Annotated in this window: 10 protein-coding genes; all 10 read left to right on the top strand. The window is 46.6% G+C overall.

Annotation, left to right across the window (positions count from 1 at the left end; genetic code table 11):
• Positions 1-52 precede the first annotated feature (52 nt).
• The 10 genes from HQN90_RS31515 (at position 53) to cydD (ending at position 19,247) form a co-directional block, all read left to right on the top strand.
• Positions 53-1,657 carry a type 2 periplasmic-binding domain-containing protein gene (locus HQN90_RS31515; protein ID WP_173226524.1) on the top strand — a complete coding sequence of 535 codons (1,605 nt, stop codon included), beginning with the start codon at positions 53-55 and terminating at the stop codon, positions 1,655-1,657.
• A 26-nt stretch (positions 1,658-1,683) separates the two neighbouring features.
• Complete coding sequence (locus tag HQN90_RS31510; protein ID WP_173226522.1) at positions 1,684-4,689, top strand: chondroitinase family polysaccharide lyase; 3,006 nt, start codon at positions 1,684-1,686, stop codon at positions 4,687-4,689.
• Positions 4,690-4,708: 19 nt separating this feature from the next.
• Complete coding sequence (locus tag HQN90_RS31505; protein ID WP_173226520.1) at positions 4,709-9,982, top strand: polysaccharide lyase family 8 super-sandwich domain-containing protein; 5,274 nt, start codon at positions 4,709-4,711, stop codon at positions 9,980-9,982.
• 334 nt (positions 9,983-10,316) lie between these two features.
• On the top strand, positions 10,317-10,796 hold the full coding sequence (locus tag HQN90_RS31500; protein ID WP_079410148.1) for a MerR family transcriptional regulator: 480 nt from the start codon (positions 10,317-10,319) through the stop codon (positions 10,794-10,796).
• Between the two features lie 28 nt (positions 10,797-10,824).
• Entirely contained in the window at positions 10,825-11,691 is an 867-nt protein-coding gene (locus tag HQN90_RS39765) for an SRPBCC domain-containing protein (protein ID WP_173226518.1), read from the top strand.
• Positions 11,692-11,881: 190 nt separating this feature from the next.
• Entirely contained in the window at positions 11,882-12,217 is a 336-nt protein-coding gene (locus HQN90_RS31490) for a hypothetical protein (protein WP_173226516.1), read from the top strand.
• A 148-nt stretch (positions 12,218-12,365) separates the two neighbouring features.
• On the top strand, positions 12,366-12,908 hold the full coding sequence (locus tag HQN90_RS31485; protein WP_173226514.1) for a GNAT family N-acetyltransferase: 543 nt from the start codon (positions 12,366-12,368) through the stop codon (positions 12,906-12,908).
• 165 nt (positions 12,909-13,073) lie between these two features.
• Positions 13,074-14,468, top strand: a complete 1,395-nt coding sequence (locus HQN90_RS31480; protein ID WP_173226512.1) for a cytochrome ubiquinol oxidase subunit I — start codon at positions 13,074-13,076, stop codon at positions 14,466-14,468.
• A 44-nt stretch (positions 14,469-14,512) separates the two neighbouring features.
• Positions 14,513-15,523 (top strand): cytochrome d ubiquinol oxidase subunit II, encoded by a 1,011-nt coding sequence (gene cydB / locus HQN90_RS31475; RefSeq protein ID WP_173226510.1) that lies wholly within the window; start codon positions 14,513-14,515, stop codon positions 15,521-15,523.
• A 1-nt stretch (position 15,524) separates the two neighbouring features.
• On the top strand, positions 15,525-19,247 hold the full coding sequence (gene cydD / locus HQN90_RS31470; RefSeq protein WP_173226508.1) for a thiol reductant ABC exporter subunit CydD: 3,723 nt from the start codon (positions 15,525-15,527) through the stop codon (positions 19,245-19,247).
• The last annotated feature ends 301 nt before the right edge of the window (positions 19,248-19,548 follow it).

Genomic DNA, 19,548 nt, shown 5'->3' with positions numbered 1-19,548 from the left:
GCTTGAACATTTATGCAAGATATTTTCTATTCGAAAGGTTAGGTGCTGGCATATGAATCATAAATGGGGATTAAGTACAGTTGCACTCACATTAAGTATGGCTGTTGGACTTGCGGGCTGTGGAGATAAGCAAGCTGTGGACAAACAAACGACGGCGCAAGTGCCGAGCGATTTGAACGTGACCGATTTTCCAATTGCCAAAGAAAAGTTGACCCTAAACATGGCTGCTTTCAAACCGCCCTCAGGGAAAGATCTGAACGATTATAAGTTTTTTCAGGAGATAGAAACGAAAACTAACATCCATATCAATTGGAATTTGACACCAGGAAGCAGCTGGCAGGAAAAGAAAAACCTGTTGTTTGCCGGTGGGGAGCTGCCTGACGCCTTCTATGCACATGGTATTTTGAGCGAAGATACGGATGTAGTTAAATATGGTTCGCAGGGTATTCTCATTCCGCTGGAAGGATATATCGACACCTATGCGCCGAACCTCAAGAAGATGCTGTTGGATAATCCAGTCTACAAAAAGCAGTTAACGGCTCCGGACGGACATATATACTCACTGCCGACCATTGATGAAACGTATTCTAGGACGAAATCAACGATGTTTATCAATAAGAAATGGTTGGATGAGCTGAAGCTGCCTATGCCGACGACGACCGACGAATTGTATCAAACGCTGAAGGCTTTCAAGGATAACGATCTAGGGGGCAACCATAAGAAGGATCAGATCCCGATGTCATTTCAACAAAATTGGAATAACGATCTGAACTCCCTATTCGGCGCTTTTGGCCGTATCGATCGTGATGTTCATAAATCGGGCAACAATCACTTGTCTGTGGAGAATAACAAAGTGATTTATACGGCTGTTCAACCGGAATATAAGGCAGCTATCCAATATGTGAACAAACTTATTTCCGAAGGCTTGGTCGACCAAGAGAGCTTTACGCAGGACACGAAAGTATTTAATGCCAAAACGGCTAAAGGGATTGTAGGTGTCGCCTTCGATTGGAATCCAGCTAATCAAGATTACGTTTCGCTTCCTCCACTGAAAGGGCCGGCTGGGCAAAAGCAAGTGTGGGCGGAGTATCCTGCTGGGATTCTGCTGAGAGGTTCATTCGCGATTACGAATGTGAACAAACATCCCGAAGCGACCATTCGTTGGATTGATAATATGTATGATCCAACAAACTCCATGCAGCTTAACAAAGGCGTGATTGGCGGCCAAAGCTTGAAAGAACGCTCGGATGGCAAATATGAAACCGTGAATCTTCCGCAAGGGGCTAATGAAGATGATTTCAAGCAAGTACCACCAACTGCATATTCCGTTTGGGCTACCACGAAGGCGGTAGGTGATATGACAATAGCGGCAGCGACAGGTAAAAGGTCCAAAGTTGATATTGACAACGTGTATGCCCCATTTCTTGTTAATAATGCATTTCCCAAAGCCTATTTCACAGCGGAAGAAAATGATCAAATTTCACGTTACTTGACGGATGTGGATGCCTACGTAAGCAAGATGTATGCCAAATGGATGATGTCTGGCGGCATCGACAAAGAATGGGACGATTACGTGAAGAAGTTGAACGAAATGGGCCTGGATAAAATGATGAAAATTTATCAAACGGTGTACGACCGTTATCAGACCACCAAATAACGACGGGAAGTTAATGGGAGGCAGGCATGAAGATATTTTCTTTTGAAAATGAAATCCCGCAAGAGTTCTCGTGCGATCACAGCTCACACATATCTGTAAGCGATCAGCATTACAAATATGGTACGCATAGTTTGCAATGGGAATATACCTCAAATTCCTATTTGAAAGTGAATGAACCCATTCTTTACCAGCCTTTTCAAGAGGGCTCGCTCAGTCAAGAACGCGATTCGTTCGTTGTATGGATCTATAACCCAGCACCATTAGAAGAGGTGCTTACCTTTCAATTTGGACGAAACAATGAGGTCGATTGCCAGTTTGAGTTTCATCTCAATTATCGCGGGTGGCGTACGGCTTGGGTTGCTTATGAACGAGATATGCAGGGGGACCCGCATCCCGATATGGATACGCTGGTCATTCTCGCACCGAGAAGAATCGGATCGGGGAAGCTGTACATCAATCAGCTTATGCTGAACACACCCATCGATCCTCGTTTCCATACACGGGATAAGCAAGTCCCCTTCGTTAATCGGGAGGCAGATAAGAAAGCTAACGCACACTGGCTCAGCTTGTATGCTTTTGCGGAGCTGGAGCACAGGCCTTCGGCGACCGACGTTGGTTCATCCGTGCAGCAAGGGACGCATGGCATGATCAATGAGCGTTTCGAGAAGCTGATCCTACAAGATCGATTCGTCGCCCTTGAAGACATCAAACGAATAAGGGAGATTTTTTCCACCTTCGGAATTTCACGAAACGGGGATGTAATCTCTGGAAGGCCCATCGATCTTCCATTCTTCGACCATTTTCCAAAGTCGGACAAAGAACGCTTGAAGAAGCTCGCGAACAGTATACAGCTATCTTCCTACACAGATTTCATGCTGGAAATTGCTTTGCACTATCGTTCTGCAGGACGTTCGAGTTGGAAACAAGAATTGCAAGTTATCTTTATTGATTTACTGGATCATTTGGATGAGCAAGGGTGGGCGTATGGTAGCTCCCAAGGGACGGTCCATCATTTCGGTTACAATTTCAGTCATTATTATCCGGCTGTTTTTTTGATGCGAGCTGAGCTGGAACAAGCGGGGCGACTTGAACGAACACAGAAAACGATGTATTGGTTTAGCGGCGCTGGAAGAATACATTCACCGCTTGAAGATATTGAAGGAAATATCGATATTTTCAACACCACGCTGCATGGCATTCTAGCAAGTCTTCTGATTATGTACGACACGCTCACGAAAGTGCGCGAGCTGTCTTCGTTCAGAGAATGGCTCAGCCAATCTCTTTTACCCGCACCTGGCCTAAGATCCGCCTACAAATCAGACGGTTCTGCCTACCATCATGTTAATCATTACCCAGCGTATGCAATAGGGGGCTTTCTCGGGGTTACGCCAGTTATCTATCTGATAAGCGGTACCGTCTATCGAATTGATGAACGAGCCCACGCATCTATTCGCAAGGCGCTGCTAGCAATGCGATTATATGCCAACAAATACGAATGGCTGCTTAGTCTTTCGGCCCGTCATCCTACAGGGAAGGGAGCATTGGAAGTAGAACCCTACAAATATATGGCGTTATCGGGTACCCCGGATGGATCGAAACCGGTTGACGAAGAGGTGGCGGCCGCCTATTTACGGCTGCTCCCTCACAAGGAGGAATCCGAAGCAGCTGAGCAGTTTTTAACTATGCGCATTGCACCGGAAGCGGATCCAGACGGACATTGGACGATGAATTTTGCAGCGCTGGCGATTCATCGCCGAGATTCTTGGCTTGCAGGCGCAAGAGGGCACAGCAGGTATTTGTGGGCGAACGAAACGTACGTAAGCGCCAACCTATATGGTCGGTACATTTCGCATGGCCATTTGCAAATCATGAGCCAAGGTGAGCCCATAAATCATACGGACAGCGGTTATCATCACGACGGCTGGGATTGGAACCGCTGGCCAGGGACAACGACCGTGCATAAACCGATAGCCGATCTGCGCTCGAATGTTCGGAACGTGGATACCTTTAGCGGCTTCGAAGAGATGCTGCTTTCGGATGAAACGTATGCCGGAGGATTGAATTTGGAGGGACGGAACGGTATGTTCGCGATGAAGCTGCACGAGCATCCGAAATATGAAGGAAGCCACCGTGCACGCAAATCCGTCTTCTTTTTTGATAACCGAATTATTTGTCTTGGTTCGGATATTGAGAATACGAACTTAGTCTATCCTACCGAAACGACACTGTTTCAGAATCACCTTGCTGATCTAGGAAGTCCAATCTGGGTGAATGACAACAACTCTATTTGTGAGTTTCCATATGCATATGAGCGTGTATTGGACGAACCTATATGGCTTCTGGATCATTTGGAGAATGGTTATTACATCCCAGAAGGACAAATGCTCTCGTTGTCTAAACGTGTTCAGCATTCCAAGCATCAAGCTACGGATGCGGATACGCAGGGCAGTTTTGCTACTGCCATATTGGGGCATGGATGTGCACCTAAACAAGGCAGCTATGAATATACGATACTTGTGAAAACGAATCGCGCTAATATTGAAGCATTTTGCAAGAACATGCGAAGTTTGGAATCCGCGGCATATAGAGTGCTTCGCAAAGATCATAGCGCACACATCGTGAAGGATCATGTTAACCAAACGACGGCCTATGCGTTGTTCGAAGCAAATGCAGACGTCAGAACAGGTTGGGTTCTTGCTGTTGACACACCTGCGATGATCATGATTCGGGAAGCAGGCGATGAACTCATCGTAAGCGCTGTCGATCCTGATTTGCGATTATATGATGGCAAGGAATCAGATCAATATGATGAGGCTGGAAATCAAGTAGAAGTAAGCGTTTATTCTCGAAAGTGGATCCATGCTGAAAGTATGCCATCCACGATACGTATCGTCTTGAAAGGAAGTTGGATCATGAAAGGAGACTTCTTGGGATGTCGACTCGCAGAAAATAGAGATGACCATACGACAGTAATCGAAATAGTGTGTAAGGACGCAATGCCACGGGAGTTTGTTTTGCAGATGGAAATTTGAAAAACGAGGGGGGCGTAGTATGAGACTCTTGATCAGGAAATGTTTGGCAGGCGTACTGGTTCTTATGATTTTCTTCTCATTGTGGATAAGTCCAAGTCATGGGGGCTTGTCAGTCGCAAAAGCGGCTGCAACCGTGCACGTGCATGTGAATTATGATGAAAGTACGACGGCTAAAAACACGAAGCTTTACAGTGGGACAACCTACAACGGTACTATCGGGGGCGCGTGGGGTATTTATAGTTCCGCGGCGAATACAGATTATCTCATGATGGAACAAGCCCCCTTACGTAGTGACTACAGTCTCAAGATTGTTTCCAATGCGACCAACATAAATACTGGAAGAAACAATTTGGGTGGAGCAACAACAGGGAGTACCGGAATTTCGGGGAATCTTGTGTTCGAGGCTTCCGTAAACATGAATAGTACCCAGCATCGCAGGGACATTCAATTCAGAAGCTTAAACGCACCAGTTCCCGCCACGACAACTACGAATGTGTCTGTCATCTCATTTGATAACACGGGTAGGATAAAGGATGCGAATAATCAAGTGTTGGCCAATTATGAGGCTAATTCATGGTACCGTTTGAAACTATTCGTTGACAACGCTGCCAGGAAGGTAACCTATTTTGTTAATGATCAATATCTCGGAGAATGTTCGCTTCCCGCAGCTTGGTTAAATATAAGACACATCTACCTGTATCAATATTTTAAGGCCGGGGTTCAGGGCGAGTGGTATGTGGACGATTTGAAGCTCTCTGATTATGTCCCAGTGACAGGGATAAAAGTCTCTCCTGAAGCACTTGAATTATCAGAGACGACCAGTTCTACCATTACGGCATTAACCGTACCCACAGATGCTTCTGATCAACGTCTATTATGGAGTATTGACGATCCAACCGTTGCTACCGTCACCTATGGCAGGATTAGCGCAGTGAAGGAAGGCAACACGACCGTTACTGTGAGTACTTATGGAGGCGCTTACGCGAAAATAATTCCGATAACTGTCGTCAAACCAATCCTTTTAGAAAACATTGCCTTACCCAACCAAGCTTCTTTAGTAGAAGGGAAATCGCTTTCGTTGCCCGTTACATTCCAACCTGAAAACGCGACGAATACAAAGCTCAACTGGCATTCGTCCGATACGAATATCGCAACTGTTAATGCGAGTGGGGTAGTGACGGGACTTGCTGAAGGAACTACGATGATTACGGCTACATCTGACCTGGATGCGACAATAACAAGCCATACTTCGGTTACCGTAACTCGGTTCGTTCCTCTAACAAGTGTAAGTTTCACGAATGCGCCATTACAAATGACCAACTACGATACCTTTCAATTGGAGGCCTTCGTGGAGCCGGCTAATGCAACCGACAAGCTACTGACATGGCAATCCAATAATCCTGGTGTTATCCGTGTTGATGAGAATGGAAGTTTAAGGGCTTTGAAATTAGGCGTGGCAACTATAACAGCAACATCGTCGAATAGTAAGCAAGCATCTGCGACGATTGAGGTTAAGGCTCCCGAACTGAAAGATCCGCAAGAATACGATAAAATTAGAATTCGCTGGAAGGAAACATTAACAGGCAAAGATTCATTGGACCTTGATAACAGAGAGGTTAGAAACAGAATTGAGGCCAACGCAGCGAAAGCACAAATGTATTGGGACAGCATGCAAATTAGTGGCACTCGTACGACACTATGGGCAGATTTACCGAGTTCCACTACGGATTCAACTTATGTTGTGGATCACTATACACGTTTGAAAGCTATGGCACAATCATTCGCAACGAAGGGAACATCTCTTTATAATAACCCTGATTTAAAGGCAGACATTCTTCAAGCTATGAATTGGATGTTAGATCATTTATACACGAATACAGGGATTGAGTTTGGAAATTGGTGGAACTGGGATATCGGTACACCTACGCGGCTGGCGGATATTCTCATCTTCATGTATGACGAGTTGACGCCAGAACAGATTTTAAAAAACACGGCAAGCATTGATCATTTCATTGGAGATGTGAGCTTGCCTACGTTTACACAGCAGGGAGCAAACCGTTCAGATATTATGCTGATTGAAACGAGAATGGGTCTCGTTGAGAAAAGTTATGATCGTCTTATTCATGCACGTGATGGACTGACGCCACTTTTTGATTATGTGACAACTGGCGATGGTTTCTATGAGGATGGTTCATTTATTCAGCACGGTACGGTTCCTTATACAGGAAGTTATGGCGAAGTTCTAATTAATGGCATGGGCAATTTGCTTCTGTTATTGAATGGGAGCACTTGGCAGCCAGTTGTTCCTGAGGTAGAGCATGTTTATCGATGGATCAAAGAAGGATATGCTCCGGTCATGTACAAAGGGCAGATACTGGATATGACTCGTGGACGTGCGATCGTTAGGGAAGGTTTGGATGCCTATGGTTCGGCCAAAAATATATTAATTGGTATTTCCCGTATTGCGCAAACAGCTTCAGAGGAGAGGGCTGCCTATTTAAAAAGCTTTATTAAATATCATGTCCAGTTTCTTTTGGCTAGAGGTTTGACATACGATCAACTTCCTTTGGACTTGGGAGACACGATAAAAGGATGGATGGAAGAGCCAACTATTCAACCTATAGATGAACTACCGGACCACTTCGAAATGAATGCGATGGCTCGCAGCGTACATGCCAGCGATGGCTATCTGTTTGGAGTTAGTAAGAGTTCTAAGAGAATAGCAACCTATGAATTGACGAATGGTGAAAATGCGAAAGGCTGGTATACCGGTGATGGCATGACCTATCTGTACAATAACGATTTATCTCAATACACAGATCATTATTGGCAAACCATTAATTGGTATCGCTTGCCAGGTACGACTGTCGTTGTGAGACCTAGAGCTTCAGACCAGTACCAGTATGGAGATGGGGAAACGGCTCCTGCGAACTCCTGGGCGGGTGGTGCCGTATTGGGTCAATATGGTGTTACAGGAATGAATTTAATCCAAAACGGCACACAGATGAAAGCGAATAAGTCGTGGTTTACTTTTGATAATGAAATTGTTGCATTAGGTTCTGATATTTCGAGTACAGATAATAAGAACGTAGAGACAATCGTAGAACAGCGTAAGCTTAAAGAAAATAATGCGAATGAACTTTATGTAAATGGGGAGTTGAAGAACGGGTTCTTTGAAGAGGAAACCCTGGAGCATCCTGAATGGGTACATTTGCAAGGAAATGTGGCTGGAGCGGATGTTGGCTACGTATTTCCTGGTACACAATCACTTCAATTTATGCGCACAGAACAAGAGGGCAGATATTCAGATACGAGCCTTAGTAATCCGCCATCTTCAACGGTTCCTTCAGAGCTTTTGAAAAATAATTTTTTGACGATGTGGTTCGATCATGGTTCTAATCCAAGCCATGATACCTATCAATATGCCATCCTGCCAAATGCAAGCAAGTCTGAAACCTCTGTGTATGCCTCGTCTCCAGAGTATACAGTTTTGGCCAATTCACAGGACGTTCAAGCTGTTCGTGAGAATAAGCTGGGAATAACAGGCTTCAATTTCTGGAAGGATAAAGTTACTACCCTAGATGGCTTGACTTCAAATAGCAAAGCATCCGTTATGATGAAAGGGAACAAATATACAGGAGCTTATGAGATAGCAGTTGCTGATCCTACTTTGGAGAATAAGGGTTATATTGAACTTGAGTTGGATAAGTCAGCCCAAAACGTGATTAGCAAGGATGATCGAATAGAGATTCTACAGCTAAGCCCTAAATTGAAATTGAAAGTAAATGTAAAAGATACAATGGGTAAATCTCAGCTGGTATCGATGCAAATGGTACCTGAGCCTGATACGGCAGCACCGACTTGGGGGCATGCAGCTCAGATGACAATATCGGATGTGACCTCATCCAAAGTGACATTGAATTGGACTCCAGCGGTTGATGATATCGAGGTTACAGAATATCAAATTCAATGGGAAGATGAGCAGTCTCTCTTGGTTTCAGGCCAAAGGCATAATCAACAAATTGAAGATTTACTCCCAAATCACTTGTATACATTCCATGTAAAAGCGAAAGATTTAGCTGGAAATTGGAGTGCAGAATCACTTGACGTAACGGTGCGCACATTGAATAAACCTGCTGGGCCGGAAGAAGAAACAGGATCTAGCCCCGCTGATCCTAAACAAACAGAGTCTGAACCAAAGGCTCAGCCAGCTAAAGTCATAGTGAAGGACGGTAAAGCTAAGGTTGATGTTGAACAAGGAACGAATGCCGTCTCTGTGCCAACTGCGCAGATTCCGAGTCTCCCTCTGGAAGTTCACCTAGAAACCGCTCAGATTACAATTCTTCCTGAAATTCTTAAAGTGCTTAAGGAGAAAGCAGGTGGCGATGGTAGTCAAACAATACTAGATATTATAGCGCGGCCAATCTTGGAGTCATACCTTACGCATAATGGTGTAAAAGATCCAACTGTTGATATATATCTAGCAAGTCCTGCCATTGAATTTTCACTCAGCTTACGTTCGGATGAAGGTAAGATTTGGTTAGCAAAAGAACTTCAATCAAGCGTTCAACTTGTTCTGCCGTTTGATCCTACAGGCAAGGATCCGGCACTGCTTGGCGTATATTGTTATGATAAAGCGAGCGGGAAATGGGAATACGTAGGTGGAAAGATTGACCTATCGTCTAAAGAAGTTACATTCACGCCGGACCAACCGGGCATTTACGCTATGTTAGAGTTTCATAAAAAGTTTGAAGATGTGCCTGAAACGCACTGGGCTTTTCGTGGGGTACAGGTATTGACTGCGAAGCATATCATTGAAGGCATTACTTCGGGTCAGTTTAACCCCAATGGGATAACCACTAGAGCGCAGTTTACTGCGTTGTTGGTACGTTCCTTGCATTTAAAGAAGCTGGCAACATTGACTTCGAAATTTGAAGATGTTCAGCAAGATGCCTGGTATGCCCAAGATGTTGCTGCAGCGAGTCAAACCGGTTTGGTCTCGGGAGTCACGGAACAGACATTCGATCCAAATGCGGAAATGACTCGTGAACAGATGGCGATCCTACTAGTCAGAGCTTATGAGTATTTGAATGGCAGCTATACGTCAATCCATCGTAAACTTGAAAGCTATACAGATCAAAGAGAAATTTCCACATGGGCCTTAGAAGATGTGAACAAGGCGATCGAGCTAGGTATTCTCTCGGGCCTATCAAACGAGCGCTTCTCTCCTTCTTCCACGGCTTTACGAATGGAAACTGCTGAAGCGTTATATAACTTTCTTATGAAGAAATAGGTAACTTACTCCAAATGGAGAACTTCGAATTTCTTGTAAGCTGTGTAAGGGAAATTGAGAGCACTACAAAAACAAAGAAAAAGGCAGCCGCGAGCTCGGCTGCCTTTTTTCCGCTATCGAGCAGCTAAGCTACGTTGCTTCGTGTTCACAACCTCATAGGATCGCTGTATCGACGGAAATATGCTACGGTGAGGCTAGCTCGAAAAACCGGACTCTGGCGACGCTGCTGTTTTCCATACGAAAAAAATAGTAACAAACTCTTGCACCTTACGTTACGTCATGTTTTATACTAAAGACACCGGTAAACAGCTAGCACCAAAGAAAGGAGTGGGTTATGCAGCAGTATTGGAAGGTGGGGGATCTTGCCAAATTGACCGGACTTACAGTTCGTACCCTTCGGTTTTACGATCAGATTGGCTTATTTTCGCCGTCAGGGCATTCCGATACCGGTCATCGGTTGTATAACGAAGCCGATATCAAACGGCTGCACCAAATTGTATCTCTAAAAGACTTGGGCTTATCGCTTGAGGAAATTCAGTCAATACTTAAAGAACATACGTATACCCCGTCTGACATCGTGGAGATTCAGATTGAACGGGTGCGGAAAAATGTGAAAGCCCAGCAGAAACTTCTCGCAGAACTCGAACGCGTTGCTGAGCGAATGAACAAGCAGGAACCGCCTTCAGTTGAGGCATTTATATCATTGCTGGAAACGATGAAGTTAAGCCACGAAAAACATATTATTGAGCGCAGGTTGAACTGGGAACGCCGTTTGGATCTGCTTGGTGATTTCCTGAACGATAATGAGACATGAATTCCCTATAGGAGGAAGGAGTTACTTTATGAAACAACGATATACAACTCACTCTACATTCCAAATTGAGCGCATTTACCGCGCCGCTCCGGAACGCGTATTTGCAGCATGGTCGAACCGGAGCGCCAAAGAGCGCTGGTTTCAGCCTGCCGAGGTGTTTGACTTCCAAGTTGGAGGGCGAGAATTATGTCAGGGTGGCCCTGCAGGAGGACCTGTTTTTACCTTTGACGCTTATTATCAAGAAATCGTGCCTAATGAACGACTAGTGTACACTTACAGCCTGGACCAAGGAGATACCCGGATGTCGGTTTCCATCGCAACCATTGAATTGATCCCAACGATCGATGGCACTAAAGTGGTGTTTACAGAACAAGGAGCGTTTTTCGACGGCCTGGATACACCGGAACAACGTGAGCATGGAACGAATGAAATGCTGGATCTTCTCGGGCAATCCCTTGGGGAAAGCAACGCAGAAAACTTTGAACTAGTGTCCCGTCGAAAGCTGGATGCCCCGCAGAATTTGGTCTACCGGGCTTGGACGGAACCAGAGCTGCTTGCCCAGTGGTGGGGACCTAACGGTTTTACAAATACGTTCCATACATTCGACTTAAAGCCCGGAGGAGTCTGGGAATTTACGATGCATGGCCCGGGTGGAGCGGACTATCCGAACCGCAACGTTTTTCAAGAAATCGGACCAGCATGTATTGTGCTGCGGCACGACTCCACACCCCGCTTTACCCTGACTTCTACATTCGAGGACGTTGGCGGTAAGACAGAAATTACGTTCAGGCAGACTTTCGAAACAGAGGAAGATTATAAAAAGCTAAAACCCATGTGTGAAGAAGCTAATGAACAAAATTTAGACAGGCTGGGATTGCTTTTGAAGAAGTTTTGAAGGTTTACTTAAATTTACTAAAATTCAAATATTTAGTGTTCACTTGACCGCATTATGGTATAGTGGTTGATAGAAGGCTTATGCACATACAATAGAAAGCTGGCCAGCATTCACACCTCAGAGACTCCTTCTACTAGTCTCACATACTGAAAGGATGGATGTAATGAAAGCGAAGAGGTTAACAATCTTCATGCTAACTGCCATGTTGCTCTTCTTATTTTCGGTCACCGCCAGCGCTAATACTGTAATAAGTCGGACAGATACCGTTACTGGCCAAGGGACACTGAATATTTCTGGCTATTTGTATGTTACTAGCAGCGGATCTGGAGCTGTATTTGCAGATGTTTACCGTGTAGTAAACGGAACAGAACAGCTTGTTGCCAGAGGTTCACGTGTTATCAGCGGCGGTCCTCGTACAGCTAATTTTAACATTAGTATCAATGGATTAGCACAAGACACATACGTCGTCAGATATTCCTACGGTGGTCCACTTTCAAGCATAACGATTACGAGTGTCGGTTTCTGATTGCACCCTCAGTAATCTCGATTGCTTAATAGCAACAACGAGGCAGCCAATATCAATGGCTGTCTTTTGTGCGTTAACGGAATCATTATCCGAACCCCCTATCCTGTGATATAATTATTTATTACTTTAGTTTGAAGGGATGAGGCAGATGTCAGAGCAGCAAGTGTATGTTCGGTTCCCTGAGGAAGCAGATGCAGAAGCATTGGCAGCCATGTACAAGCGTAATCGGGAGTTCTTTGAGAAGTTTTCGCCAAGCAACACGGAGGAGTACTTTACGGAGGAGCACCAGCTCCAAGCGATTATTAAGAGCAAGGCCGATAAGGAAGAGGATCGGAAATATACCTTTGTGATATGCCACAAGGAGGACGACCGGATTATTGGCAATATAGGGCTGTTCTTTGTGGCGCGGGGATCGCTTCAGAGCTGCATGATCGGATACAGTCTAGACCAGGCTGAAAACGGTAAGGGCTATATGACAGAGGCGCTGAAGCAGGTGGTACGGTATGCTTTCGAGGAGTTGAAGTTTCACCGGATCATCGGAGAAGTCTCTCCCCACAATCCCGGATCAATGCGTGTGCTTGAGAATGCCGGTTTTCACAAAGAAGGCATCTCGCGGAGCAACGTGAAGATCAACGGAGTGTGGGAGGATCATCAGGTTCTGGCTCTAATCAATCCGTCCGGGGATGTCTAGATGATAGGTCTGGCAAATAGGAAAAGACAGAAAAAGCGACCGCTTAGGTCGCTTTTTCTGCGTTCAAACTTTGTTCAAAAGAAATTGCCGCGGCTGTGATATTCCTCACATGCAAACAATACGCCACGATTTATACTTACAACGAAAAGAAGGGAGGCGCTATTTTTGGAAGCATTAGACTTGAGTCGGTGGCAGTTTGGAATAACAACAGTTTACCACTTTTTTTTCGTACCTTTATCTATCGGTCTCGCTTATCTGATTGCTTGTATGCAAACGATGTATGTGGTCAAGAAGGATGACAAATACAAAGCAATGGCACAATTCTGGGGCAAATTGTTTCTCCTTAATTTTGCAGTGGGCGTTGTGACAGGGATTATGCAAGAATTCCAGTTCGGCATGAATTGGGCGGATTATTCTCGGTTTGTTGGCGCTGTGTTTGGGGGACCTCTTGCCGTAGAAGCTTTAGTTTCTTTTTTCTTGGAATCTACGTTCCTCGGGTTATGGATCTTCGGTTGGGATCGACTGCCGAAAAAGGTGCATTTGGCTTGTATATGGATTGTAGCAATTGGAGCAACGTTATCCGCACTCTGGATTCTGAGCGCGAATTCATTCATGCAAGAGCCCGTCGGCTACACGATTCAGAATGGGCGTGCGGAGATGACGAATTTCTTCGCTCTGCTAGGCAACACACAGCTATGGGTGGAGTTCCCGCATGTTATTTATGGGGCACTGGCTACAGGATCACTGTTCGTAACAGGCATCAGCGCTTATCAAATTTTACGCAAACACAGAGTCGATTTATTTAAAGCCTCTTTTACAATAGGGATCGCAATCGCGCTCGCGGCAAGCTTGATGACAGCTGTAGCTGGACATGAGCAAGCGCAGCATTTGATGAAATCTCAGCCGATGAAGATGGCTGCATCAGAAGCACTATGGAATACAACGGGGGACAGCGCCCCGTGGACCGTATTTGCTCGAATTGATGTGAAGAAGCAGGAGAACAAGTCTCAAATAGAAATTCCCTATGCGCTAAGCATTCTTTCGTATAACAAGCTTACAGGCAGCGTGCCTGGTATGAACCAGCTGCAGGCCGAGTACGAGGCGAAATACGGTCCTGGCAACTATATTCCGCCAGTGAAGACGACCTTCTGGAGTTTCCGCATCATGGTAGCGGCTGGCGTGCTTATGATTCTGCTAAGTATCTTAGGAACTTACGCCGCATTGCGCAATCGCTTGGAAGGGTATCGTCATTATTTGAAATGGATGATACCAGCTATTAGTCTTCCATTTATTGCGAACTCAGCGGGCTGGATCATGACAGAGGTAGGCAGGCAGCCTTGGACTGTATTCGGATTGCATAAGACAGAGGTAGGGGTGTCACCTCTCGTTTCCTCCTCCATGGTAGCCACCTCGTTAATCGGCTTTATGCTTGTTTATGGCATTTTGGCCGTCGTGTTTGTGTACCTTATCGTCCATTTTGTACGCAAGGGAGTCGAGGAGGAAGGACACGGTCTTCATAATCGAGATGAACGTGAGGAAACCATGGCAACCCTGCTGTAAGACAGGGAGCTGATGACGAGTAAGAAAGTGAGGGGAAATCACCTATGCTTGAAACCTTATGGTTTGTACTGATCACGGTGCTGTTTGTCGGCTTTTTCTTTCTGGAAGGATTTGATTTCGGCGTGGGCATGCTGACGCCTTTCCTTGGCAAGACGGATACAGAAAGACGTGTTCTTATCAATGCGATTGGACCCGTCTGGGATGGCAACGAAGTGTGGTTCATTACAGCCGGCGGTGCTATGTTTGCGGCATTTCCAGGTTGGTACGCCACTTTATTCAGTGGATTTTATATGGCTTTGTTTCTCATGCTTATTGCCCTGATCGGAAGAGGTGTGGCGTTCGAATTTCGGAGCAAATTACCGAACACCAAATGGCGTCAAACTTGGGATTGGATCATCTTTTTCGGCAGCCTGCTGCCTCCGCTGCTATGGGGTGTTGCGCTGGCGAACTTGATGAAGGGGGTGCCGATTGATGCCAAGACGAATTACGTCGGCACGTTTTGGGATTTGATTTCACCTTTCTCGGTTATGGCTGGGATTAGCATCGTACTATTGTTTCTACTACATGGTGCGCTCTATCTTGCACTCAAAACAGAAGGGGAGCTCCGCGAACGGGCCCGCCAAGCTGCCAAACGCTTTGGAGCGTGGGCAAGCGCAGTTCTGCTGCTGTTTGTTCTGCTGTGTTACTTCCAGACAGACATGTTTACCCGTGACGGCATTATCCCGGGAATGGTTCCCCTTACGGCGGGGATGGCCTTGTTGTCCGTCCATTTCTTCCTCAAGGCAGGTCGTGACGGTTGGGGATTCATCATGACGGGTTTAACGATCACGCTGTCCACTATCACAGTGTTCATGTCGCTATTTCCAAGAGTGATGATCTCTTCGCTGAATCCGGAATGGACACTGACGATATATAACACGGCTTCTAATACGTATACGCTTAAAGTGATGACGATCATTGCTTTAACAACGGTGCCTTTAGTCATCGCTTATCAGGCATGGACGTATTGGGTATTCCGCAAACGGATCAGTGTGAAAGATCACTTGGAATACTAGTATGATGAAGAAGCTATTACTGAAAGTGCCGGGGACGATGCAACTGTTTGCCATCTGTATTGGGCTTGGCCTAGCCGGGGGAGCTCTCATTATCGTAGAAGCTTCCTATTTGGCTCAAATTGTCAATGGGGCGTTTATGAAAGGACTTGGGCTTGCTGCACTGCTTCCAGTGCTGGTTGTGCTTCTCGGCTGGATTGGCCTGAGAGCGGCAATTCAAACGGCTAGTGACTATGTATCGTCCCGCATGGCGCTGCGCATTAAGAGCGATCTTCGCATAAGGCTGCTGCAAAAAATCGCCGATTTAGGACCGAATTACGCCAAAGGCGAGCGCAGCGGAGAATTGATCAGCACTGTGTACGAAGGCGTTGAACAATTGGAAACGTACTTGGCCCGCTATTTGCCGCAGATGGCCTTGTCCATGCTCATTCCTGCTGCCGTATTTTGCTTTGTTGCAGGCTTGGATTGGCTGTCAGCCCTAGTGCTCGCGGTCACATTCCCGCTGCTCATTCTTTTTATGATTCTTGTTGGCATGGCCGCAAAATCGAAAGCACAAAAGCAGTTTAAAACGCTCGGACGATTAGGCGGCCACTTTCTCGATATCCTGCGCGGTTTACCGACACTGCAGATTTTCAATCGCAGTCGCGCGCAAATTGAAATTATTTCCCGAATTAGTGAAGAATACCGCAAAACGACGATGGGGACCTTGCGTTTAGCTTTTTTGTCGGCGTTTGTTATGGAGTTGTTCGCAACACTTAGTACGGCCATCGTTGCTGTATTTCTAGGACTGCGGCTGATTGCTGGCGAAATTGGGTTTGAGCATGCATTTTTAGTGCTTCTCTTGACCCCAGAATTTTATGTGCCTGTGCGTGCGCTAGGGACCCAGTTTCATGCGAGCACGAATGGCATGGCTGCTGCTGCCCGCATCATGGATATTCTGGAAACAGAATCCCCAGGCTGGACGGAACGGGAGGATAGTCGGCACCCGCTTTGGAATGCGAAGGGCTACAGAATCGAATTTCAAGAGATCGGTCTTACTTACCCTGGGGAAAAAAGAGCCGCAATTTCAAACGTATCGTTCACCCTTGAACCTGGAGAGCGAGTGGCCGTGATTGGGCCATCGGGCTCTGGCAAAAGCTCGCTCCTAGATGTGCTTCAGGGTTTCATTCGGCCTACGGAAGGACGAATTCTAGTCGATGGCATCGAGTTATCCAAGCTGTCGATGGCGTGGTGGCGCGATCAGCTATCCACTGTCAATCAGAATCCAAGGCTTTATCATGGCACTTTGAAAGAGAATTTGATCATGGGCTGCGGTGATGTCGCAGAAACAGATATGGCTGCTTCGCTTCTAGCGTCAGGCGTCGATTTCATCGACAAGCTTCCGCAAGGCGATCAGACGATGATGGGGGAGTCTGTCCGTCTTTCAGGCGGTCAAGTGCAGCGCATTGCCATCGCACGCGCACTGCTTAAACAAGCGCCAATTCTGCTGCTCGACGAGCCAACCTCAGGGCTGGATCTCCTTCATGAAGCTGTCGTGCGACAGGGACTGAATGAACAATTGCAAGATCGGATGTCTATAACAGTGGCGCATCGTCTTGAAACGGTACAAAATGCGGATCGCATCATTGTGATGGAGAACGGGCGGATTGCTGAAATCGGAACGCCAGCTGCTCTTTTAGCCGCTGATGGGCTGTATGCCCGCATGATGGAAGCTAATCGTTCAGCCCACTCAGAAGCGTTTCTGAACGTGGCTGAAGCTCATGGATCTTCCGAAAGCGCGGAGACTGAAGCGGTTAGCCACGTTGCTTCACGCCCGGCTTCAAATGAGCAAGAACGCTTTAGTCATCGGAGCGGGACGTTTTTACGGATGCTTGAGTTCGTTCGCCCTTACAAAGGACGGACAGCTTTGGCCGTGCTGCTCGGCTGTTTGACAATCGGCGCTAATATGGGGCTGATGGGGACCTCCGGCTACCTTATTGCTCAAGCGGCGCTGCGCCCCGAATCCGTTCTAATGCTGTGGATTCCGATTGTGGGAGTTCGATTTTTTGGCCTTTCCAGAGGCGTGTTTCGGTATTTCGAGCGGCTTGTTTCTCATGATCTGACGTTCCGAATTTTGCATCGAATACGCGTCTGGTTATACGAACGTTTGGAACCAAATGGAGTTAAGCTGTTAGAGAAAGGACGAAGCGGAGAACTGCTTCATGCGATCATTGGCGATGTGGAGCAATTGCAAAATGTGTATTTACGCGTTCTTGCTCCCCCGCTTGTTGCTATGCTTACAGGACTTCTAGGCTGTATCGTGATGGCTGCGCATCAAGTTGAATTGGCGCTTCTCCTTGCTTGTATGTTGACGTTGGCCGGCATAGGCATCCCTTGGCTTAGCGTTCGATGCGCTAAATCTCACGGTGAGGCTATCGTGCAAGCGCGAGCAGATATGTATGCCGAAACAGCGGATCTCATCGCTGGGATCAAAGATTTGATCGTATATGGTCGTGTCAACGAGCGTGTTCTTCGAATCGATGAGATACAAACTCGTTCGAATGTGTATCAAACGAATCAACATAAGGTTGCTGCCTATGCGAGTGGGGGGATGCTGGGGGCTGCGCATTTGGCGATGTGGTTGGTCCTCGCGGCATCGGTGTACTTCGTTAGCCGCGGCCAGCTAGAGGGTATCGCGATTCCAGCGTTAGTGATGGTTACATTAGCTTGCTTTGAAGCAGTCATGCCGCTACCGACCGCCTTTCAGTCTATGGGTCTTACACTTTCATCCGCGGATAGACTGTTTCGATTGGCCGACGAGAACCAGATTGACGAGAAGAACCAGATTGATGAGAAGAAGCAGAATAACGAGAAAAACCAGATTGACGAGAAAAACCACAAAACAGAAGAAATTAGCTTGTCTGAGCCTGCTGCAACTCGTGAAGGGAACGGCTCTCTCAAAGATGACTGGACGACTTCCATTCGTGGGTTGTCGTTCCAGTATGGTCCAGAGGAGCCTTATGCCATTCGGGACCTTTCCATGACGTTGAAACGTGGAACGATGACCGCCATTGTTGGCGAGAGCGGAGCTGGGAAAAGCACACTGCTGCACCTGCTATTGAAGCTGCGCGCGTATACTGAGGGCTCCGTTACGATGAATGGTACAGAGCTTCGCGATTTGCCAGCGACTTTCGTCCGCTCGGAATTTGCCGTTGTCTCGCAGAACGTTCACTTGTTTAACGCATCAGTGAATGCGAACTTGCGCCTTAGCTGCCCCGAAGCGACCGAAGATGAGCTGCGAGAAGCGACTCGCTTGGCGCAGATTGACGATACGATCGAGCAGTTCCCGAATGGATATGAAACTATGATTGGCGAAATGGGCAGTTTATTGTCTGGCGGCGAGCGGCAGCGACTGGCACTGGCACGTGCGCTGCTCCGCAAAAGTCCAGCGGTGTTGTTCGATGAACCGGCAACAGGGCTGGATGCGTTGACGGAAAAGGCGATTTGGAGCAATTTGGATATGCTGCTGAAGGACAAAGCGGTGCTTTGGATCACGCATAAATTGACAGGTCTGGAACGCATGAATGAAATCATCGTCATGCATGAGGGTTGTGTCCAAGAACGGGGGACACACTCGGAACTTCTCCAACGCCAAGGCTATTACTATCGTCTCTGGCAGCTTGAGCAGGAAAAAGACTGGCAGCACATTCATGTGAATGAACCTCATGAGGTTCATGAGGTGGTATGAATGGATCGTATCGGGGGCGATATCGCTCAAGCAGTTCCATCTGATGCTCCATTTCAATAGAATAAGAGACCTTTGGGACTCCTATTTGTGGAAAAGTAGACGGTGGGATTGAATGGCGCTGAGCCAAAGCCATCGTTAGTGAATGCGCCATCTTATAGGCGAACCGCAGCTCGCCGATTTGATGAAGTAAAATAGTTTGTGTACCAACATTTGGAGTATAGGCAAATGACAAAAAAGTAGGGTATTCTCGGGATTACCACACCACCAAGAAGGAGCCCTACTCAATGACTACTATACCCCA

The sequence above is a fragment of the Paenibacillus alba genome, from assembly GCF_013204855.1.
GTDB lineage: Bacteria > Bacillota > Bacilli > Paenibacillales > NBRC-103111 > Paenibacillus_E > Paenibacillus_E alba.
Note: the sequence above shows the minus strand (reverse complement) of the source record. Positions and strands in the feature narration are given on the sequence as shown.